This window comes from Marinobacter sp. BSs20148, from assembly GCF_000283275.1.
GTDB lineage: Bacteria > Pseudomonadota > Gammaproteobacteria > Pseudomonadales > Oleiphilaceae > Marinobacter > Marinobacter psychrophilus.
This window is the reverse complement of the sequence record NC_018268.1, coordinates 2,056,834-2,076,820: the sequence shown is the minus strand read 5'-3', so window position 1 is coordinate 2,076,820 and position 19,987 is coordinate 2,056,834. Positions and strand designations below refer to the sequence as shown.

Annotated in this window: 20 protein-coding genes; 9 read left to right on the top strand and 11 right to left on the bottom strand. The window is 54.8% G+C overall.

Translation table 11 applies throughout. From position 1 onward, the window contains the following. Positions 1 to 188: 188 nt before the first annotated feature. On the bottom strand, positions 189 to 1,496 hold the full coding sequence (locus MRBBS_RS09405) for an ATP-grasp domain-containing protein (RefSeq protein WP_014871251.1): 1,308 nt from the start codon (positions 1,494 to 1,496) through the stop codon (positions 189 to 191). A 304-nt stretch (positions 1,497 to 1,800) separates the two neighbouring features. On the opposite strand from MRBBS_RS09405, the gene MRBBS_RS09400 reads away from it, so the two are divergent. Then, positions 1,801 to 3,771 carry a hypothetical protein gene (locus MRBBS_RS09400; protein WP_014871250.1) on the top strand — a complete coding sequence of 657 codons (1,971 nt, stop codon included), beginning with the start codon at positions 1,801 to 1,803 and terminating at the stop codon, positions 3,769 to 3,771. 68 nt (positions 3,772 to 3,839) lie between these two features. On the opposite strand, the gene MRBBS_RS09395 is transcribed toward MRBBS_RS09400, so the two are convergent. The 4 genes from MRBBS_RS09395 to MRBBS_RS09380 form a co-directional block, all read right to left on the bottom strand. Next, positions 3,840 to 4,550 carry an amino acid ABC transporter ATP-binding protein gene (locus MRBBS_RS09395; RefSeq protein WP_319795906.1) on the bottom strand — a complete coding sequence of 237 codons (711 nt, stop codon included), beginning with the start codon at positions 4,548 to 4,550 and terminating at the stop codon, positions 3,840 to 3,842. 111 nt (positions 4,551 to 4,661) lie between these two features. Continuing rightward, positions 4,662 to 5,747 (bottom strand): amino acid ABC transporter permease, encoded by a 1,086-nt coding sequence (locus MRBBS_RS09390; protein ID WP_014871248.1) that lies wholly within the window; start codon positions 5,745 to 5,747, stop codon positions 4,662 to 4,664. After that, positions 5,747 to 6,937, bottom strand: coding sequence for an amino acid ABC transporter permease (locus MRBBS_RS09385; protein WP_014871247.1), 1,191 nt, complete (start codon positions 6,935 to 6,937; stop codon positions 5,747 to 5,749). The genes MRBBS_RS09390 and MRBBS_RS09385 overlap by 1 nt, the downstream gene beginning before the upstream one ends. Before the next feature lie 93 nt (positions 6,938 to 7,030). Then, positions 7,031 to 8,053, bottom strand: a complete 1,023-nt coding sequence (locus tag MRBBS_RS09380; RefSeq protein WP_014871246.1) for an amino acid ABC transporter substrate-binding protein — start codon at positions 8,051 to 8,053, stop codon at positions 7,031 to 7,033. Positions 8,054 to 8,913: 860 nt separating this feature from the next. Between MRBBS_RS09380 and MRBBS_RS09370 the strand changes: the two genes are divergently transcribed. From MRBBS_RS09370 to erpA, 8 genes are all read left to right on the top strand, one after another. After that, on the top strand, positions 8,914 to 9,162 hold the full coding sequence (locus MRBBS_RS09370; protein ID WP_014871244.1) for a BolA family protein: 249 nt from the start codon (positions 8,914 to 8,916) through the stop codon (positions 9,160 to 9,162). A 16-nt stretch (positions 9,163 to 9,178) separates the two neighbouring features. Next, positions 9,179 to 9,496: a Grx4 family monothiol glutaredoxin gene (gene grxD, locus MRBBS_RS09365; protein WP_014871243.1), complete on the top strand. Its 318-nt coding sequence runs from the start codon at positions 9,179 to 9,181 to the stop codon at positions 9,494 to 9,496. Positions 9,497 to 9,531: 35 nt separating this feature from the next. Then, positions 9,532 to 9,855: a rhodanese-like domain-containing protein gene (locus MRBBS_RS09360; protein WP_041635563.1), complete on the top strand. Its 324-nt coding sequence runs from the start codon at positions 9,532 to 9,534 to the stop codon at positions 9,853 to 9,855. A gap of 131 nt (positions 9,856 to 9,986) precedes the next feature. After that, on the top strand, positions 9,987 to 11,234 hold the full coding sequence (locus tag MRBBS_RS20350; protein ID WP_041635215.1) for a P-loop NTPase: 1,248 nt from the start codon (positions 9,987 to 9,989) through the stop codon (positions 11,232 to 11,234). Then, on the top strand, positions 11,227 to 11,862 hold the full coding sequence (locus MRBBS_RS09350) for a NifU family protein (RefSeq protein WP_014871240.1): 636 nt from the start codon (positions 11,227 to 11,229) through the stop codon (positions 11,860 to 11,862). The genes MRBBS_RS20350 and MRBBS_RS09350 overlap by 8 nt, the downstream gene beginning before the upstream one ends. Then, positions 11,859 to 13,607 carry a protein adenylyltransferase SelO gene (locus MRBBS_RS09345; protein ID WP_041635214.1) on the top strand — a complete coding sequence of 583 codons (1,749 nt, stop codon included), beginning with the start codon at positions 11,859 to 11,861 and terminating at the stop codon, positions 13,605 to 13,607. Before MRBBS_RS09350 ends, MRBBS_RS09345 begins: the two co-directional genes overlap by 4 nt. A gap of 87 nt (positions 13,608 to 13,694) precedes the next feature. Further along, a complete protein-coding gene (locus MRBBS_RS09340) occupies positions 13,695 to 14,045 on the top strand; it encodes a tetratricopeptide repeat protein (RefSeq protein WP_014871239.1) in 351 nt (116 codons plus the stop codon). 40 nt (positions 14,046 to 14,085) lie between these two features. Further along, entirely contained in the window at positions 14,086 to 14,439 is a 354-nt protein-coding gene (gene erpA / locus MRBBS_RS09335; protein WP_014871238.1) for an iron-sulfur cluster insertion protein ErpA, read from the top strand. Here the strand turns inward: erpA and idi are convergent. The 6 genes from idi to MRBBS_RS09310 form a co-directional block, all read right to left on the bottom strand. Further along, positions 14,432 to 14,986, bottom strand: coding sequence for an isopentenyl-diphosphate Delta-isomerase (gene idi / locus MRBBS_RS09330; RefSeq protein WP_041635213.1), 555 nt, complete (start codon positions 14,984 to 14,986; stop codon positions 14,432 to 14,434). The genes erpA and idi overlap by 8 nt on opposite strands. 4 nt (positions 14,987 to 14,990) lie before the next feature. Continuing rightward, on the bottom strand, positions 14,991 to 17,270 hold the full coding sequence (locus MRBBS_RS09325) for a hydroxymethylglutaryl-CoA reductase, degradative (protein WP_014871235.1): 2,280 nt from the start codon (positions 17,268 to 17,270) through the stop codon (positions 14,991 to 14,993). Between the two features lie 142 nt (positions 17,271 to 17,412). Then, positions 17,413 to 18,066 (bottom strand): hypothetical protein, encoded by a 654-nt coding sequence (locus MRBBS_RS09320; RefSeq protein WP_014871234.1) that lies wholly within the window; start codon positions 18,064 to 18,066, stop codon positions 17,413 to 17,415. Next, positions 18,063 to 18,794, bottom strand: coding sequence for a diphosphomevalonate decarboxylase (gene mvaD, locus MRBBS_RS09315; protein WP_014871233.1), 732 nt, complete (start codon positions 18,792 to 18,794; stop codon positions 18,063 to 18,065). Before mvaD ends, MRBBS_RS09320 begins: the two co-directional genes overlap by 4 nt. A gap of 5 nt (positions 18,795 to 18,799) precedes the next feature. Beyond that, positions 18,800 to 18,958 carry a hypothetical protein gene (locus tag MRBBS_RS19775; protein ID WP_014871232.1) on the bottom strand — a complete coding sequence of 53 codons (159 nt, stop codon included), beginning with the start codon at positions 18,956 to 18,958 and terminating at the stop codon, positions 18,800 to 18,802. A gap of 265 nt (positions 18,959 to 19,223) precedes the next feature. Then, positions 19,224 to 19,970, bottom strand: coding sequence for an iron-sulfur cluster assembly protein (locus MRBBS_RS09310; RefSeq protein ID WP_014871231.1), 747 nt, complete (start codon positions 19,968 to 19,970; stop codon positions 19,224 to 19,226). Between the last annotated feature and the right edge of the window lie 17 nt (positions 19,971 to 19,987).

Sequence of the window (19,987 nt, the reverse complement as noted above, 5' to 3'; positions counted from 1 at the left end):
CAGCAAACGATTCAACAAAAGCCGCACTCAGGCTTTGCTAAAGAAAGATCACTAAATTAAGAGGATGTGTTCTGTAGAGGCCGAAAGTGACCATTGAAATGCATGGTCAGACAAGTAGCGTAAATGGTTGAAAAGTGAAAATCTGCTTGGTTTCCCAATGGGAAAACCAAGCAGATTAAGCCAAACCCTTAAACGTAGAAGTCCAAATCTTCCTGGGCTTTCAGCAGGTCCCGCATCTTGATGGGATCGTCACCTGTGAAGAAAATCAGGCCCCAATGTGTTCCGAAAGCTGACCGGTCAGGAACGGTCTCTTCCGTCGGTGCGACCAATTCGTGAGACTCAAAGTAGGGGTGATCAACCGTTTCACTGGGCATCTCCAGCTTGCTGACCACGCGGCGTCTTGGATACACGCCGAAGCAACCTGCGTAGCATTTTGCATCAACCACTTCCCGCGGGAAAAAGGCGTCTACTTCTTCTTTCGTGCTTTTGGGGTCAAACACCAGCATTGATGCTTGGTAAGCGCTAAACCCGTAAGCTTTCTCAATCAGCTCGAACGCCTTGAATCCGGGCGGGCGGTAAGCAACCTCGCCAAAGTACATTTCGCCGTCAGCCGTTACAAAGTATTCGGGGTGAATCAAACCGAACTGAATGTCGAAGGTTTTAACCAGCAACTCGATCTGCTTGGTGATCGCGTTGCGCCAGCTTTCCAGTTGATCGGTAGCAGGAACAAATACCGAATAACCCAAGGTGACGTATTCGGAAATATTCAGAAACTTGATTTTTCCGTCGTGGATCCAGGCTTCGACGGCAAATTCCCAACCATCCAGGTGACTTTCCATCAGCAGGGGGTAATCTTCAGCCGGTATGTAGTCAATTTCTTCAACCTTGCGGATCATCCGGTGGCCTAGACAACCGGCCTTGTCGAACGCTTTGACGTGGATCGGGTCGTCCGGGTCACCGTCAAGCTTCAGCAACGTCTGGTTAACACGCTTCATGAAGCGAACGATGTCTTCTTTATCGTGTGCTTCCTCAAAAATCCCAACGCGAATGCCGCCCAGTTGAGCGCGGCGCTTCATCAGTGATTTGTCGCGGAACAAGATGGACTGTCCGAACATGCGGGGGCTGTTCAGCAAGACGGAGTTGATGGCACCGGACCATTCGACGGTTTCTTCGAACAGCGGTATTGCCACATCAACACCTTCCGCCTGGAGCCTTTTTGCGATCTCCAAGGACCGATCATTCAAGCGGAGAAAATCCCATGCGATGAAAGGAATTTTGTTTGCCGTACAAAAATCAGCAGCCCAATCTGGTGCAATTACGATGTAGCGGCGGTCGAACTTTTGCGCGGCCTTGATTGCATTAACACTCCAGCCAAGCAGTGCGATGTAGCCCTTGCTCGGATCTTTGGGAGTTTCGGTCCCTTTAACCGAGTCCATTTCCGGGTCAAGCCAGGCTGTTACCGATTGGGGTAGCTCTTTCTCAGATGTTATTGACATTCGACGTGCTCCTTAAAGGCGTGTCTAAAAGCTGCGCTGGATTTGGAGCGCAAAATGGAAACCGAGCCGTTAAATAATTTCGTTTAGGGAGGCGTTTGAGTAACCCGAAATTAGGCGAGACACTTAGATTGAAGACGTTCTCATTGCGCGGCTTTAAAAGGTTATTTATTTCAACCCCCTGCTGTAATATAGACGATTTAGTCACAAATTGAAACGAGAGCGCCGGAATCAATGGCTTCCTTAGCGCCACAAGAGCATCTTCGACCGAGCGCGAGTAGCCAATTGAGTAGGCAAGGAAAATATTTTGACTGTTACCTGTTTTGACCAAGCTACTATTGCTTTAGTCGCACGTTTTGACGAGACGCTGGAACGGCTTGCGCTTGCACGCCAGACTGACCGACTGGCTTCGAACAGGGAGGTACTGGCAGCGGCACTTCACGTTATGGAGGCTCCTGGCGGACTGGATGCGCTTTACGCCCGAGTACCGGCAATGGAAACCAAGGGCATATTTACCAACGGTGATTGGGGCCAACCCGCTATTCTGCGACCCGCAATTGCCGTACGCACGCTACGTCTGGGAGCGCCAGACTACACGTCTATCGAAGCCTTGAGTGAGCTTCGCCTCCTTGCTGTGGCTATGGGTGATTACCGTCATCGCGGAATTTCAGCAGAGCAGGCCAGGCGCTTTCTGACTCAGGTGACGGCGTTGAACCTGGACTTGCTGTCTGGTCAGATGAGCGAAGCCGATCGGGAGCGGCCGCAGGGGCTAGGGCAGATCGTCAATTCTCTCTATCAGTATCTGTTAAGCAGGCTTGGCTACGAGAGCATTCTTGACAGCCTGGTGGATGAAGTACGTCGTTTGCTGGCCCAGCGCCCGATACAGACAGACAGCATCAAGCAGATGGTCGGCCAGATTGCCAAATGCTTGTTTGATCCCAACATAGAGACCGAAGGGATGGACAAGGCCGCGCGGCTTGTTCGTGCTTTGTTTGGCCCAGCGAAAGGGTGCCGTGATGACCCGGGTTTCGCGGTTTACAGCGAACGCTTGGCCGCCATGGACGAACCAGCACTGTCGGAAGAGGCGCAGGGCTTTGCCAAGGCAATGCATGAGACGGGCATGGTCTCGCCCTACCACCCTATGCTCTTACGGCATCTGCGGGGGCTTCGGGATGACTTTATACCTTTGGCGCTGGGTCTGAGCAGCACTGGCATCGAGGTTCTTCAATGCTACCAAGAGATCGTGTTTGAGCTGATCGACCAGGTTGTACACCCGGAAACACGCCAGGCGTTGTACGGTCTGGCTGTATTTCTTGAACGTGGTGGTCTGTTCACACCGTCTGTAGCGTCGGGCCTGTGGCGGCAGCTTGAACTGAAACTTTGCCCGGCAGCAGCTGGTGCTCTGAGCGAGGTTTTTGGTGACGCCCACCCGCCAAGGGTGTATCTACTCGCCGGTGTATTAAGCCTTCTTGGGCAACCGCTGGGTGTTGGCCAAGGTAATAACCCGACGTGTCAGTCGGTTATTGGTCTTTCCATGTGGGCCTTCAACGACGCCGATTTTCTATTGCAGCTGGTCGCCTGGGCGGCCCGCGATGACGATGTCATCATGCGCTTCGAAGGTCAGCGGATTACCTCACAGCACCTGGAACCAGGTCTTGCCAAAGAGTTGCCCACCGATGTGGACCCGGTTTCACTGATTCTGGTGCCTCATCTTGATCGCATTTATGCGGAGATGGGGCGCTTGTGCGGCGAGCGCGACGATGATTTGCATCGATGGATCAACCCGGAAATGTACGGCTGGTGGGTAGGGCAGGATTTTCTCAGCGTTATTAACTGCGAAACAGGGAAAATTCACGATTATCCGGACTTCATACGTTATTTCTACGCCTGTTATCACCCTTATTACAACGGCAGCATACCCGTAATACACCCACAACCGGCCGGTATTGCGGTCACCGACAGCGGAGGGCGCCTTGTGGGGCGCCACGCTATCACCATCATTCGCGTCGGACTTGATAGCCATGGCGAGATGCGTATCTATTTTTATAATCCCAATAATGACAGCGGCCAGGATTGGGGGCAGGGGATTAACTGCTCGACTCAAGGCCATGGAGAGCGGCATGGCGAAGCATCGCTGCCATTCGCCGAATTTGCGTCACGTTTGTGCGTATTTCATTACGACTCGAGAGAACTCGGAGACATATCCGTTGTACCTGAAACAGACGTCGCACGCGCAACAGAACTCGGCCGCACCAGTTGGGCTGCCGGTTATGAGTAAAACGCGGGCAACGTCCCTTTAGGGAGAAACCCTAGAACCGACGTCCGTTGTCATCAGTAGTCATCGAATCAGTGCTGTAAAATCTGATTCAGAAATTGCTGGGTCCGCGCTTCCTTGGGGTTAGAGAAGAACTCCTCTGGCGGCGCCAACTCCACAATCTCGCCTTGGTCCATGAAGATCACCCGATCCGCTACGGTTTTGGCAAAGCCCATCTCGTGGGTGACACAAATCATGGTCATGCCACTGCCGGCCAGCTCAATCATCACATCCAATACTTCTTTGATCATCTCCGGGTCGAGCGCCGAGGTGGGCTCGTCAAACAGCATGATTTTTGGCTTCATGCACAGCGCCCGGGCAATGGCGACGCGCTGTTGTTGGCCACCGGAAAGTTGACCTGGGTATTTGTCCGCCTGCTCCGGAATCTTCACCCGATCCAGATATTCCATAGCGGTGGCGAGGGCTTCCCGCTTGGGTACCTTGCGCACCCACAGCGGGGCTAAACAGCAGTTCTCTAGTACAGTCAAGTGCGGAAACAGGTTGAAGTGCTGGAACACCATGCCGACTTCCTTGCGCACGGTGTCGATCTGCTTTACATCGTCAGTAAGCTCGACATCGTCCACAATGATCTGACCGCGCTGGTGTTCTTCCAGCCGGTTGATGCACCGTATAAATGTTGATTTTCCTGAACCGGAAGGTCCACAAATAACGATCCGCTCACCTTCCTTCACATCAAGGTTCAAGCCCTTGAGTACGTGAAAGGAGCCGTACCATTTATGCATGTCGGCGACTTTGATAATGGTCTTGTCAGTGCGCTTGGTCAATTCAACCGGGGCGGTGCGCGCACCCTCCAGGTTTTGTGCCGTGTTGTGCTCAGTCATGTTGGTGTCCCGTCAAGTTTTATGACCAGTGTCGAGTTTTCGTTCAAGGTTCTGGCTGTAACGGGACATGCCGAAACAGAAAATCCAGAAACAGAAGGCCACAAAGACGTAACCTTCCGTAGTGACGTTGCGCCAGGCTGGGTCAGTGATGGTCGACTGCACCGCTCCCAGAATATCGAACAGGCCAATAATGAGGACCAGCGTGGTGTCTTTGAATAAGGAAATGAAGGTGTTGACGATACCGGGGATCACCAGTGTCAGTGCCTGCGGCAATACCACCAGCCCGGTTTTGCGCCAATAGCCAAGCCCCAGAGCGCTGGCAGCCTCATACTGGCCTTTCGGGATTGCTTGCAGGCCACCTCGTACCACCTCTGCCATATAGGCCGATTGCCAGAGAGTAATACCGATCAACGCCCGCATCAGCTTTTCGAAGTTGACGCCATCCGGCAGGAATAAAGGCAGCATCACAGAGGCCATGAACAACACGGTAATCAACGGCACGGCACGCCAGACTTCAATGAAAACGACGCACATGCCGCGAATAATAGGCATGTCTGAGCGACGCCCAAGTGCCAGTACGATGCCTATTGGCAATGCTGCCAGAATGCCTACATAGGCAAGGATTAACGTCAGCATCAGGCCGCCCCATCGGCTGCTCTGAACTTCTTCCAGTCCAAACCAGCCACCGGGAATCAGGATGTATCCGATCAGCGGCAGGCCGGTCAGCCCGAAGACACCGAACCACTTGCGGCGCGGGAAGCGCTCAATAAACTGAGGTACAAAAGCCACCGCGAGCAGGCCGAACATGATGTCAACGCGCCATTGCAGGGTATCGGGATAAAATCCGTAGATAAAGAAGTTCAGCCGTTGACCGACAAACAGCCAACAAGCGCCTTCACCACTGCAGTCAGCGGCACTTTCGCCGGTGAACGTCGCTTCAAGAATCACCCAGTTCAGCAGTGGCCCCGCACTCGTAATCACCAGATAGGCGGCGACCAGCGTCAGCACAATGTTGTACCAGGTTGAAAACAAGTTTTTACGCATCCAGCCAGTAACACCGAGGTCCTGACGGGGCGGCAATTCCGATGGAAGGCTCATCATCGCTCCTGCAGCGCTACGGCGCGGTTATAAATGTTCATGAGACCCGAAATGATCAAGCTGATAGTGAGATAAACAGCCATGGTGATGGCAACCACCTCAACCGCCTGTCCTGTCTGGTTCAAGGTGGTGCCCATAAACACCGATACCAGGTCTGGATAGGCGATCGCGGTTGCCAGCGACGAGTTTTTGACCAGGTTTAGATATTGGCTGGTCAAGGGCGGAATAATGACTCGCATGGCCTGTGGAATGATGACCAGTCGCAGGGTGAAACTGGACTTTAGACCGAGTGCACTAGCAGCCTCCGTTTGGCCACGGTCTACCGCCAGAATGCCGGAGCGGACAATTTCCGCAATAAAACTGGCGGTGTAGAGCGACAGGGCAATCCAGAGTGCGGCAAGCTCCGGCAATATTGAAGCCCCACCGGTGAAGTTAAAACCGGTCAGTGACGGCATTTCCCAGACCAGGGGCCTGCCGACCAGCATGAACATCAACAGTGGCAAAGCCAGAATCAGCAACGTACCGACCCGTAAAGCCGGAAACAACTGGCCAGTGCGGAGTTGGCGTTTTTTGGCCCAGCGGTGTATGAAAACTGCCGCGGCGATACCCGCAATCAACGCTGCCATTACCCAGCCGAACCCGGGCTCTGCACTTGCAGTCGGGAAATAAAGGCCACGATTACTGAGAAAAAACATGTCAGCTACATCGAGGCTTTGACGCGGGCTGGGAAGAGTCTGCAGTACGGCAAAGTACCAGAAGAAAATTTGCAGCAGGAGCGGAATATTACGAATGGTTTCAATATACACCAGCGCTAACTTGGCAATGAGCCAGTTGCTGGAAAGTCGTGCTATACCCACAACGAAACCGATGATCGTAGCCGCTACAACACCCATGGCGGAGACGAGCAAGGTATTAAGCAGACCGACAAAAAAAGTGCGGCCATAGGTCATGGTGGAGTCGTAGGGAATCAAGGTCATGATGATGCCGAAACCCGCAGTCTCGTCCAGAAAGCCGAAACCTGTGCTAATACCGCGGCTTTCCATATTGCTCAGGGTGTTATGGAACAGTGTCCAGCCAAACCAGAAAACAGTGCCCAGCGCGAGGGTCTGAAATACAAACATCCGTACCTTGGGGTTGTTCCAGGGCTTTGGCCGCGCGCCGTTTGAAGAAGTTATATTGGATTCGTTCATAGATTAACCCGAAAAATGCCCCTGGTTTCCAGGGGCAGCTGAACGTCAAACATTCCGGTCACGTAGCAACCGGAATGTCATGGCTATCGGGTATTAACGAACCGGTGGCGCGTACATAATACCGCCGTTATTCCACAAGGCGTTTAGACCGCGGTCGAGCCCAAGCGGGGTGTCTGGTCCGACGTTACGATCGTACATTTCGCCGTAATTACCGACGGTCTGGATGATCCGGAAGCCGAAGTCAGCCGGTACACCGAGCTTCTCGCCCATGTCACCAGTGGTGCCGAGCAGGCGCTGGATTTCGGGGTTTGTAGACGACTTCATTTCTGCAACGTTGGCCTGGGTGACACCCAGTTCTTCCGCGTTAATTTGCACAAACAACGCCCATTTCACAATATTGAACCACTGGTCATCGCCTTGACGAACGACAGGGCCAAGAGGTTCCTTAGAAATGATGTTCGGCAAGGTGATCGCGCTGCTGGGGTCTTCCAGTTTGCTGCGCAAGGCGGCCAACTGTGAACGGTCAGAGGTTAGAACATCACAACGGCCAGCAGCGAAGCCACTGACAGTCTGCTCGGAGGTGTCGAATACCAGAGGGTTAAAGGTCATGCCTTTGGTGCGAAAATAATCCGCCAAGTTCAGTTCGGTTGTCGTGCCCGCCTGAATACAGATCGTTGCGCCGTCTAACTGATCAGCGTCGTCTACACCCAAACTTTTGCTAACTAGAAAACCTTGACCGTCATAATAGTTGACGCCTGTAAAATTAAGGCCCAGGGAAGCATCGCGGGTTAGAGTCCAGGTGGTGTTACGGGAAAGCACGTCGATCTCACCGGACTGTAACGCGGTAAAGCGTTCTTTCGCTGTCAGCGGCGTGAATTGTGCCTTGTCCGCACTGCCAAAGACTGCGGCCGCTACTGCGCGACAGGTATCCACATCGATACCGGTCCAGTCGCCGTTTTCATCTGGCTGGGAGAAACCCGGCAAACCGGAGGTAACACCACACTGCACGTGCCCCCTTGATTTAACGTCATCCAGGGTTGCGGCCTGCAGACTTCCTGCCATTAGGGTGCCACCGAGGGTTGTCGCAATAGCGACCAGTAAGAGTTGTTTTTTCATTATCGTAAATCTCCGAAGTTTCAGTTAGTTACACACCCACTGTGCTAAAGCAAAGCGCAAGCCAGTATGTATAACTTTATGATTATTATAGTAATAAAACTTCATCCCTGAAAACGAGCGTTTATCTTGGTGCTTATTGCCTACAAAAACGCCGCTTATTGGTGCGTTCAGGCCGGACGGTGGTGCACTGTCCGCGAACTGCAACTCCAGAGGCAGGTTGTGCATTTCACGAGACCTTTATGGGTATTCAGGAATCCCTCCTAACAATTGTCGACTTTACATCGCGTTTATACGTATTAAATTTTTAAAAAGTACGTATTAGCGCTTAGTTTAGATGATAATGCCGTATTCTCCAGTAACAAAAAAGCTTGTATTTTCTGTCTCGGCAAAGTGGCTCTCATTAGCGTTGAATCTCGTGAATACAACCTGGGTCTAGAACGCCAATCCGGACCACTTTGCTCAGCTCTGTTAAAGCAAAATACAGTTTATTTTGCGACCGCAGGTTTGAGGGAGATCGTTCCAAGTTTTTTCAGCCAAAACGGACTGAACATTGCGCCTATCATTTTCTGAGCGTATGCATGTCAAATAGCCTATGGCTTCGATGTTTTTATTGTCTGTGAAGCCATATCCCGGGCCGTGTCATGGGCTATGGGAAGTGGTTAAGCGGACGACGTTCGCGATACGCCCCGGGTAATAAACCCAATCGGCGTTCGCATGACTGTCCAGTTCAACCCCCTTTAGTCAGGTTTTGGCCGTCGCGCTTTTAAACTATCTTGACAATATTATAGTTTCGGAACGATACTATAATCCTATCGTATTGGTGAAGGTCACTAGGCCGTAGAAACCCTTGGGAGAACAAAGTGCTGACAGCGAATGATCTAAGAGACTACATCATCAATGGCCTGACCTGCGATCACGTAGAAGTGCAGGGCGATGACGGCCAACACTTCGAAGCGGTCATTGTGAGCCAGCAATTTGCCGGCAAAAATAAGATACAGCAGCATCAACTGGTTTATCTGGCACTCGGAGATCGGATGGGCTCGGAGATTCACGCGCTGGCCATGCGCACTTTTACGCCCCAAACCTGGGCGCAATTGGGCACCCAATAACGTGGAGCAATCACGAATGAACGTACAGGAAAAAATTCTTAGTCAGATCACAACGGATACCGTCGTGCTCTACATGAAGGGCAAGCCCCAGTCTCCACTGTGTGGTTTTTCGAATACGACGGTGCAGATATTGAATGCCTGCGGCGTGCGGGATTTTGCTGCTGTCGATGTGCTGGCCGATCCGGAAATCCGCGATGGCATCAAGGTGTACAGCGACTGGCCGACCATTCCTCAGCTCTACATCAAGGGTGAGTTTGTCGGTGGTGCCGATATTGTGCGTGAAATGTATGAGCAAGGTGAACTGCAGAAATTGCTTCAGTCAGCGCTGGCTTGATGACCTCAAAACCAGTAATAGGCGGGCTTCCAACTATGCAGAGCTTGACTGCACCAGAGCTCGCGGCATGGTTCGGAGATGCCGCACGCCCGAACCCCGTATTACTCGACGTACGTGAACCGTGGGAATTCCAGATCTGTCATATTAGCGGTGCGTTGACGATGCCGATGAATACCATTCATGACAAGCTTTCCGAACTGAATCTGGAGCATTCAATTGTCTGCATCTGCCACCACGGCGTACGTAGTATGCAAGTCGGGTTGTTTTTACAAAAACAGGGTTTTAACCACGTTAGCAACCTTACAGGTGGCGTTCATGCCTGGGCTCTGCAAATCGACGGCACGATGCCGATCTACTGAGTTTCAGGCTTATCGACTTTCGCAAAATGATGGCAGGCAATAAGTGTATGAGCTGGGATTGGTTGTTATTTTGGCGGCAGAGATCAAAGCCACGTTCTCCCCCGTTAATTGAAAATACAAGGAATTTAATCATGCAGAACACTGACCGTAATCAATCTCACGCGCCTGACACGTCATCTGGGTCAGCCGTTAGCGCCGATAAGCTGCCGGGGATACGTCACATCATCGCCGTCGGAAGTGGCAAGGGCGGCGTCGGAAAATCCACGGTGAGTGTAAATTTAGCCCTGGCACTGCAGCGGCTAGGGGCGCGCGTCGGAATCGTAGACGCCGACATTCTTGGCCCCAGTATCCCCGGCATGCTCGGCATCCCAACCGGTGAGCGGCCAGCGACGACCCCGGAGGGAAAGATGATCCCGGCGGAACAGCACGGCCTGAAGGTGGTGTCGATGGGCATGCTCACCGGAGATGACGAGCCGGCTGTTTTACGCGGGCCAATGGTTGGAAAATACCTCAAAATGTTCGTCGACGGCGTGCAATGGGGATCGCTGGACTACCTGATTCTTGACCTGCCACCCGGCACAGGCGACGTCCAGTTGACGCTGGCACAGAGTATGCCACTGTCGGGCGTGGTGATCGTAACGACGCCACAGACTGTGAGCCTCAAGATCGCTCGCCGAGGCTTGCGGATGTTCGAGAAAGTGCATGTCAAGATTCTTGGGCTTGTCGAGAACATGCGCACCTTCACCTGTCCTCACTGCGGCGAGAACACGGATATCTTTCGTCACGGTGGCGGTGAGCAGATGAGCGAAGAGCTTAATGTCCCGTTTCTGGGTGCCTTACCTCTCGATGTCGATGTCGTTACCAGCGGTGATGAAGGTCTCCCGATCGTGGCGGGACAGCCAACATCGGTTAGCTCCAAGGTGTATGCATCCATCGCTACGGCGCTTGTAGAGCAACTTCACGCGTCGATCACCGTACTAAAACCCTTTGTCTGGACGTGGGACAGCAACGACGGGGCTCCGGACTGGGCGGAAGATGCGGCGCGGCCTGCTGGATCACAAAACACCCCGATCGGTTTACTGCGTCGCGATCCGCGCACTTTATCCGTTCTCTGGGAGGATGGTCATCGCGATGACTTTGACGTCCGCGATCTGCGCCTGGCATGTCATTGCGCCCTTTGTGTCGAGGAGATGAGCGGACGCAAGCTGCTCGATCCAAAGACGATACGACCTGATGTGACTCCGCAAAAAATCGTGAGCATCGGTAACTACGCGGTCAAATTCGATTGGAACGACGGCCATAACAGCGGAATATATTCATTTAACAACCTACGCGCCTTGGGTGCGAGCGCTGCAGCGGGCGATGTTGAAAATGTCTGATTTTCTGCTTGCGGATCAACCGGTCAGTATTCGCGCCGAGTCTTCGCTCGCCGATCCTGACACGTGCAAGTTCATTGTCAGCCGTACCTTGCATCCTGGCGGCCCGTTCTTTTTTGGCAACAAAGAACGAGCCGTTGGTTCGCCGCTCGGAGAGCAACTGTTCGCACTTACTGGCGTGGCTAACGTGCTGATTGCCGATAGCGTGGTGACCGTCTGCAAAGAGCCGACTGCCTCTTGGTCAGGGTTGAAAGCAGATATCGGAATGGCCATCCGTACGCAACTGCGCAGCGGCGTGCCGGCGATCCTGGAGATGCCTGTTGATAACCGCAGGCAAGGAAAAACCGATGCAGAGCTCACTACGGCTGTTCAGGAACTCCTCGACAAAGAGGTCAATCGTTCAATCGCTAACCACGGCGGGAAGATTTCTATTGTGGGGGTACGGCAAGGGAAGCTTTCTATCACCATGAGCGGAGGCTGCCAGGGATGCGCGTCCTCTCAGGTAACGCTGAGGCAGGGATTCGAAGTCATGCTCAAAAGAGTCGCCCCGGAAATCGAGGAGATTATTGATGTGACCGACCACGCAGCGGGAACGCAACCTTTCTACCCGCGCCATAAGGAGTCATTGTGATAAAGCGACCGCTCCAGAAAACCGCCCTTAATATCTCGACGCTCAACGATCTTGCAACGTTGGCAAATTATTCGCTTATGGATTCCCTCAACTGCGACCCTGACGCGACAGTAAATGGACACGACCACGCCCCACGACAAGTTTTCACGGGCCACTATGTTCCCGTCACTCCCACGCCAATCGAAAACCCGGAGTACGTCGCGCATAGCAAAAACCTGTTTCGCGAATTGGGCTTCGCCGACAGCATGGCTCAGTCGGCCGACTTTGTTCGTGTATTCTCCGGCGACATCGCATTCGTTCCAGAGCCGATGCGCAAGGTCGGTTGGGCATGTGGCTACGCGCTTTCCATCTATGGCACCGAGTACATTCAACAGTGCCCGTTCCAAACTGGCAACGGGTACGGCGACGGGCGCGCCATTTCGGTGCTTGAAGCCGTCATCAACGGTCAGCGCTGGGAAATGCAGCTTAAGGGTGGCGGCCGCACGCCATACTGCCGCGGCGCGGACGGCCGGGCCGTTCTTCGGTCGAGTGTTCGGGAGTTTCTGGCGCAGGAGCACATGCACGCGCTTGGGGTGCCAACATCGCGTTCGCTGAGTTTGTACGTGTCGAAAACAGAGAAGGTCAGGAGGCCCTGGTATTCGGAAGGCTCACATTCAAGAGATCCGGACACACTGGTATCGGACGCTGTCGCCATTTCGACGCGGGTTGCACCTTCGTTTATTCGGGTTGGTCAACTGGAGCTCTTCGGTCGCCGTGCACGCAAGAAAGAACACCCGCAAGCGATGGAAGAGCTTGAGCAGATTGTGTTGCACCTGATCGACCGTGAATACGGTGACGTCATCGATCAGAACCTGGCAACCAGCGAAAAAGTGGTGTTGCTTGCGCGGGAGTTTTGCGGTCGACTCACATCGCTTGTAGCGAACTGGATTCGTGTCGGCTATTGCCAGGGAAACTTCAACAGTGACAACTGTGCGGCCGGCGGTTTCACCCTCGACTATGGTCCCTTCGGATTCTGCGATGTATTTGATCCGCAGTACCAGCCATGGACGGGTGGCGGACATCACTTCTCGTTCCTGAATCAGCCAGAAGCCGCCGAACGTAACTTCTACACGTTTTGTTCGGCGTTACGCCCGTTGCTGACAGCGCATCAGGACTGTCTAATTGAGCTCGACGAGATCCAAAGTGATTTTCCGAAAGCGATGCAAACGCAAATGAAGAAGATGTGGGCTGCCAAACTTGGACTCGCCACCTTTCACCAGGCCTTAGTCAATGAACTCACAACGTTGATGATGCAAACATCTGTTGATTACACCGTTTTCTTTCGCCAACTCTCAACGGTGCCCGATGACATTGGCGTGCTCAAAAAAAGCTTTTATAAAGGCTCAACTTTTAAAACAGACCTCGAAGACATGGACAAGCGTTGGGGTGAGTGGCTCGCAAAATGGAAAACGCTTGCTGGCATTATCAGTACAACCGACGCAACGGCAACTCCGCCGCGCGCTCGTGAGGAGCTCTCTCAAGAGATGAAACTCGTCAACCCAAAATACAGTTTGCGGGAGTGGTTCGTTGTACCTGCGTATCAACAAGCAGCAGCCGGTAACTACTCTCTAGTACAAGAACTGCAGGACGTCATGACCCAGCCATACGCCGAGCAATCGCAAGACGTAGAGAAGAAATACTATCGACTGAAGCCGCTGGAGCTCTTCGAAGTTGGCGGATCGTCGTACTACAGCTGCTCGTCATGACCGAAAAAGTAACGGGAAAGTTGATCAAAAATCACCTGACTGTAGACATTATTAGGCGTGACGAAAAGATTGATAGGAGCCACAGATATGGCTGATCAACTGAACGAAAAAAAAGCCTTTTTGACCTGGGAAGAATCGGTGGTGGGTTTACAAACCGATGCTGACCAGGGCTCCGCCCGTGCGCAACGTTTATTGGCGATGCGATACTTGCGGGGCCGTGGAGTGCCTAAAGATGAGACCATCGCTTTTTATTGGATGCAGCTCGCCGCACAACAAAATTTTGCTTTGGCACACCGCAGTCTGGGCGAGCTTTACGAAAATGGCTCAGGTATCGCGCTGGACATGACCCTGGCGGGCCATTGGTATCGTCTCGCGGCAGAGCAGGGCGATCCCATCGCTAAAAAACATTTGCAACGTTTAGCACAGCCAAACACGTGATGTAACAAACAGTCGAATACCAAAGTACCCGGAGGCAATTTTGAGCATAGTCCAGGAACACACCATAACCCCGCTGTTTCTCAGTGAAAGTGCGGTGTCCAAAGTACGTGAATTGGTCGAAGAAGAAGGCAACGAGAACCTGAAGCTTCGGGTGTTCGTAACCGGCGGCGGCTGCTCTGGATTTCAGTACGGCTTCTCGTTCGATAAGGTGCAAGATGATGAAGACGCGGTGATTCAAAAAGACGGCATGAGTCTTCTGGTCGACCCCATGAGCTATCAGTATCTTGTAGGCGCAATGGTCGATTATCAGGAGGGGCTACAAGGAGCACAGTTTGTCGTGCAGAACCCGAACGCCAGCTCAACCTGTGGTTGCGGCAGTTCGTTCACTATCTAGTGTCGATATGGTTGCGCCCCTGGTCCATCAGTGCCTTCCATTCCATCTTGAACCAGGGTGTGTACTCGGATGGCGCGTCTTCGAGCTCGCGAGTCACTTCTTCGATGGGCACCCAGCGCCAGTCGGCAATTTCAGCCGGGTGCACCCGGGCTTCGCCGCCCGATGAGCCGATGTATACGTGGCACAATTCGTGCTCAGCACCGCGATCACTGAAATCGGCTTGGTAGATGAACTTGTAAACGAATGTCAGCGACGCTTCTAGCCCCAGTTCTTCCCGTAGACGGCGGTGAAGCGCCTGGTCCATCGTCTCACCGCGTCGGGGATGCGAACAGCAGCTGTTGGACCAGTACAGCGGCCAGAGCGGTTTGCCCGCCGCACGCTGCTGCAGCAACACCCGGCCCTGTTTGTCGAACAGGAAAATCGAGAACGCCCGGTGAAGGGTTCCATGGCCCTCGTGGCAGTCGCTTTTTGAGCGATAGCCTATTTCGTTGTCATCTTCATCAACGAGTATAAGGGGCTCGTCATCGAACGATACTTTTTCGCGCATATCCTCACCTATTTTTCGGCTTACCGCCCATTGTAACCTGAATTGTCTGATAGCCGGCTTCACGGATACCCGATTCTATTCGGTCGGCAGCGCCGGGTTCCGGCGGACATAGTGCAATGATGGAACCACCGCCACCGCCACCGGTGAGCTTTGCCCCGAGAGCGCCGTGGCGGCGGGCAATCTGGATCATTTCCTCCAGTTCCCAGCTCGACACCTGCATCGCGTTGAGCAGGCCATGGCAAATGTTCATCAGCTCTCCCAGCGTCTCGAGCTTGTGCCCGACCAGCGCATTCACTCCCTCGATCACCAGTGAATCGATCTGGTTGAAGATATTCTCGTACAGTTCGGGGTGCGCTTTGAGTGCCTTGCGAACACGCGCGACTGTCGCCGCGGTCAGGCTCTCGATACCGCTAATACCGACGACCAGCTGCACGGCCTGATCGATCTCGATCACCTTGCGCAGCGGCGATTCACCGGAACGGAAGAGCATGGTCTGGCCATAGGTCGAGAGCGTGTTATCGATACCCGATGGCGTCCCGTGTGCGATTTTTTCGCACTCGAACGCCAGCTCGTTGACGCGCTCGTCATCCAGGCCGAGTTCAAAACAACGGTCTAGTGCGCGAATGGTGGCCACCGCGATCGCCGCTGACCCGCCCAGTCCCATGGCTCGCGGTACGTTGGGGAAAATTTCCAAACGCATGCTTTCGCGTTCGAGTCCGAGCGTCTTGAAAATAATCGCCAAGGATTCCTCATAAGCATGCTGTTTTTCTGCGCTTCGGTGCAATCGCTGCTCCACGCCCCAGCGCGGAATGATCAGTTGCACGCCGTCCCCGCCGCGCTGCACGTGCGCCTGTATGGCCAACGGTATCGGCGTCGCGATCGCGTGCCGCCCGTAAACAACTGCGTGCTCGCCTAGCAGGATGATCTTGCCGTGTCCGCTGGATACGTTGCGTTCCTCGGTAGCGGTTTCAGACTGCGGTTTCTCCTTAGCGGCCTTCACGCAAGGGCTGACAACTTGCTCGATCAACTCTCGCGCCTTCCAGATCTTGATCTCGCCGGATTCGATCAGCCGGTCGACGATGGTTTCGAAGATTTTGGGTGTTGCACCGGCCGCGGCTGCAACGCTTCGGGCGTGCAGCGTCATGTGGCCTTGCTGGATGCCTTCGGTTGCAAGCGCGCGGATTGCCGAAAAGTTCTGCGCAAGACCCACCGCGCCCATCACTTCGGCCAGCTCGCGTGCCGAACTCACGCCCAGAAGCCTGAGGTTCATTGCCACCGTGGGATTGGACTGCAGCGCACCCCCAACAATACCGACCTTGATCGGAATCTCGAGCTCGCCTTCCAACGAGCCGTCTTCGCCCCGCGTCCACTGGGTCAGCGACGTATAATGGGATCCGCGCGCAGCCCAGGCATGGGCGCCCGTCTCAAGGGCGCGCCAGTCGTTGCCTGTGGCCAGCGCCACGGCATCGATTCCGTTCATGATGCCCTTGTTATGGGTCGCCGCACGGTAGGGGTCGATCGAGGCAAATTCGTTGGCCAGGATGATTCCGTCGCGCACCTGCTTACCATCGAAACCGCGGCCGGCCAGCGCGTCCAGCGGAATCGAGACCCGGGCCTTGACCAGGGCTCGATCGGTCAGATTTGAAAGAATCCGCAGGAACACCTTGCCTTCGGCGATATTCTCGACCAGTGAGGCAACGCCTTCGCACATTGTGTTGACCAGGTTCGCGCCCATCGCGTCGCACGTATCCACCAGCAGGTGGGCGACGACCATGTCACCGCGCTGGCCCGATGATGGGTGAATCAGCACTTGGAGGTCCTTGGCACCGCCGCCGCGAGCCACCATGTTTGGGTGCAGGCTGTTGGCAAGGTTCAGGATTTCGCTTTTACGCTGCAACAGTGCCGCCTTGGCGCGCTGCGGGTGCGGTACGTCAACGACTTGGATCTGGCCAATCAAAATCGACTCGGAGCTTTCGACCCGGAAGCCGCCGCCGGCCCGTGCGATCTTGGCCGCAGAACTCAGCGCCGCAACGATCGAAGGCTCCTCCACGACCAATGGAATGGCGTATGCCTTGTCGTTGATCAGGAAATTCAGGCCCAGCGCCAACGGCAGCCCCATGACACCGATGACGTTTTCGATCATCTTGTCGGCCGACTGGATCGAGAGCGTGTGATTGCCGCTAACCAGCGCTTGGTAATCCTGGTTCGAAAGCAGGCCCTGCTTGCGAACTTCGCGAACCCGCTGAGAAACCGAAAGTTTGTAGAACTCGGGAATTCTTGCCATGTTCGCTCCTTGTTAAAGTTTTCTGCCCGATTCGGGCTCCGGGCGACACGTAGCCTCTGCGCCAGATTCCGATATGGCCAAGTTTAAGGGAACCCCACCGCAATCTGAGACGCCGAGCTCGAATGCCCGGAGTCTCTCTGCATCACGCGCCAGGGCAATTCCAAGGTCGCCACCACCGGCGCCACAACTCTTGTAGACCACGCCGCACTCGTGTCCATGCTTGGCCAGCCGTCGATGGGGCGGTCATGACCTCCTCGCCCATGGCATCGCCCAGCGCGACCATCTCAGCGGCGTAGGCGGCGCAAGCATCGAACAGGACAGCCCCGTCGTGCGCGTTGGCTGCGGCGTGGCGCGCAATCTCGTCCAGGCGGGACCGGATCCGGCCTGCACTAACAGGATCAGCCAGCTTCCAGGTATCGAACGCACCGACAAAATCCGTGGTCTGGGCAGCCTGACGGGTCCATATTGCGCGCCAATGTAGATCCTTTGGCCAGTTCGCCGGTGTGCAGATCGCGAATTCGTCGGTGGATCGAAATTCGCTGATACCACCGCAAAACGCCGCGGCCAGGTCTGCGCCATCGCAGCGCAACACATCGCCCTCGACCCGCATGGCTGCCCGCTCAAATCCGAGCTGAGCGGCACTCAACCAGCCCGTACCGCTCGATGCCCGCCGCAACCGGACTTTCACCCGCCGGTCCACCGCCATCACCAGCGCCGGTGCCCCGTCGAGCACGGCATATTCACCAATTAAAAGCAGTTTGCCCGGCGCAGAGGCCTGGACGCAGTTCACATTCACGTCTGACCGTCGTCCATGTTCACCGCACCACTGCCCAGCCCAGCACGCAGAATCTCAGTCGAGCCGAGCACATCCTCGAGCGCTGCGGCCACCGTATCTGCCGCTTCCGGTGCACATATCGCTTTAACCTTTGGGCCGGCATCGACGGTAAAAAACACCGCAACGCCCCGGCCGCGCAAACGACGTATGCGATGCAGGCATTCCATGGTCGTTGCATTGAAATACAGAAGACCGGGCCGGGCCGACATGGCTAGGCCGTGCAAGGCCAGCGCATCGAAATCACGGGCCGCGATAGCCGTTCGCGCCAGCGCGAGGTCGTTGGGCTGATTGTTCACCCAGGCCGAATAGAACGGTGACGTTTGTGCGGTCCGCTGCATGCCTTCAGTGGATCCCACCAACTTTCGACCGCGCTCGCTAACCGCGATTACGACCGCCAACGGCCAGTCCGCCGCCGCGGCCAAGGGTTCGGCGACGCTGTCGCTGCTGTCGGGGAGTTCGCCGCGCTGCATCTCCACGTATCCACCAAAAACCGAGCGCGCGGCGGAGCCGGACCCGATTCGCGCAAGCTCCGAAAGCCTGGAGGGAGAAAGATCTAACCCGTAGGCGCGATCCGCCGCAGTCACCAGCGCGGCGAAACCCGACGCCGACGAGGCCAGACCAGCGCCGGTAGGAAAGTTGTTTTGGCTGACAACCCGGGACCGGGTTTCACTTCCACAGATGGAGCGCATGCGCTTCAGCAGTGCAGTGCCGTCACGCGCCCTGAACCGTATGCCTCAATCTGACCATCGAGCTCGAAGCTATCCTGCTCCAGCGCTGGATCCAGTTCCACCCGGGTGCGGGTCCACAGCGCGTCCAGCGCGATTGAGATCGAGCCGACGTCCGGCAGGTTCAAGTCCGCATCACGTTTGCCCCAGTACTTGACAAGGGCAACATTGGCGTAAGCGATGGCCTAGTCTCGACCCGGTGAGTATTCGGTGTTCATGAGACTCGCGACAGATCCGGCTCGTTCGTGGCTGATACGGTCATTTCTGGCGGTCCGCATCCGTTCAGCTTCATCGGTCAGCATGCCGTTGCTCCAGGGCGGGATGTAAGTAGGCCAGAAATTTCACTCGTTTTTGATGGTCGCTTGCCTTGCCAGTACTGGTCACGATGCTGGCTCAGATCAGCCCTAGCTCCAGCCGCGCTTCCTCCTCCAGGTTGTCGTAGCTCCAGGGCGGATCAAACACCACATTCACCTTGCCGTCTTTAACATTCGGAACCTGCAATAACTTGTCTTTTACGTCGCCGGCAATAATGGCGCCCATTCCACAACCCGCCGACGTCAGGGTCATTTCAACAAATACAAAATGTTTGTCCTGGTCAATATCCAGTTTATAGATGAGACCCAGACCGACAACATTCACCGGAATCTCCGGGTCGTAGACCAGTCGCATCGCATCCCAGCATTGCTGATCACTGATTTTCCCATCTTCAGGGGGTTCGAACACGATGGCGTCTGACTGAAAGCCCAGTTTCCGGGTAACTTCTGGGGACGGTCGATACAGATTGCCCTGGTGGTTAACAGTGAAGCTGCCGCCGAGCGCTTGGGTTATCAAGACAGAAGCTCCCTGCGTTAGCGTGACAGACTCACCGGAGGGCACCTTTAACGCAGGACAGTCTTCTGAAAAAACAAATGTCTTGGGCTGCTTTGCCAGTTTTTTCGAGTTCGGTGCCTTGATCGTCGGGGTCTGAAGACCGTCCTCTTCATCAAGGCCGATCTGCATGTCTTGCAGATAAGGCATGCTCGCCGCGTCGAAATAGAGGATCAGGTCACCAAACTCTTTCCTGAAATCCTTGGCTGATTCTTCGCCGGGCGGGCAGAAAGCCAGGCAGGTCTCGGCCTTCTGAGTGCCACCATTCTCCATTAGTTTAGTGTCCCCCA

Coding starts and splice junctions, on each gene's coding strand:
- MRBBS_RS09325 (WP_014871235.1), bottom strand. CDS start 17,270: ATGGCAAGAATTCCCGAGTTCTACAAACTTTCGGTTTCTCAGCGGGTT.
- MRBBS_RS09340 (WP_014871239.1), top strand. CDS start 13,695: ATGGCTGATCAACTGAACGAAAAAAAAGCCTTTTTGACCTGGGAAGAA.
- MRBBS_RS09395 (WP_319795906.1), bottom strand. CDS start 4,550: ATGCATAAATGGTACGGCTCCTTTCACGTACTCAAGGGCTTGAACCTT.
- MRBBS_RS09380 (WP_014871246.1), bottom strand. CDS start 8,053: ATGAAAAAACAACTCTTACTGGTCGCTATTGCGACAACCCTCGGTGGC.
- MRBBS_RS20350 (WP_041635215.1), top strand. CDS start 9,987: ATGCAGAACACTGACCGTAATCAATCTCACGCGCCTGACACGTCATCT.
- MRBBS_RS09310 (WP_014871231.1), bottom strand. CDS start 19,970: ATGGAGAATGGTGGCACTCAGAAGGCCGAGACCTGCCTGGCTTTCTGC.
- MRBBS_RS09350 (WP_014871240.1), top strand. CDS start 11,227: ATGTCTGATTTTCTGCTTGCGGATCAACCGGTCAGTATTCGCGCCGAG.
- MRBBS_RS09360 (WP_041635563.1), top strand. CDS start 9,532: ATGCAGAGCTTGACTGCACCAGAGCTCGCGGCATGGTTCGGAGATGCC.
- grxD (WP_014871243.1), top strand. CDS start 9,179: ATGAACGTACAGGAAAAAATTCTTAGTCAGATCACAACGGATACCGTC.
- idi (WP_041635213.1), bottom strand. CDS start 14,986: ATGCGCGAAAAAGTATCGTTCGATGACGAGCCCCTTATACTCGTTGAT.
- mvaD (WP_014871233.1), bottom strand. CDS start 18,794: ATGCGCTCCATCTGTGGAAGTGAAACCCGGTCCCGGGTTGTCAGCCAA.
- MRBBS_RS09385 (WP_014871247.1), bottom strand. CDS start 6,937: ATGAACGAATCCAATATAACTTCTTCAAACGGCGCGCGGCCAAAGCCC.
- MRBBS_RS09405 (WP_014871251.1), bottom strand. CDS start 1,496: ATGTCAATAACATCTGAGAAAGAGCTACCCCAATCGGTAACAGCCTGG.
- MRBBS_RS09390 (WP_014871248.1), bottom strand. CDS start 5,747: ATGAGCCTTCCATCGGAATTGCCGCCCCGTCAGGACCTCGGTGTTACT.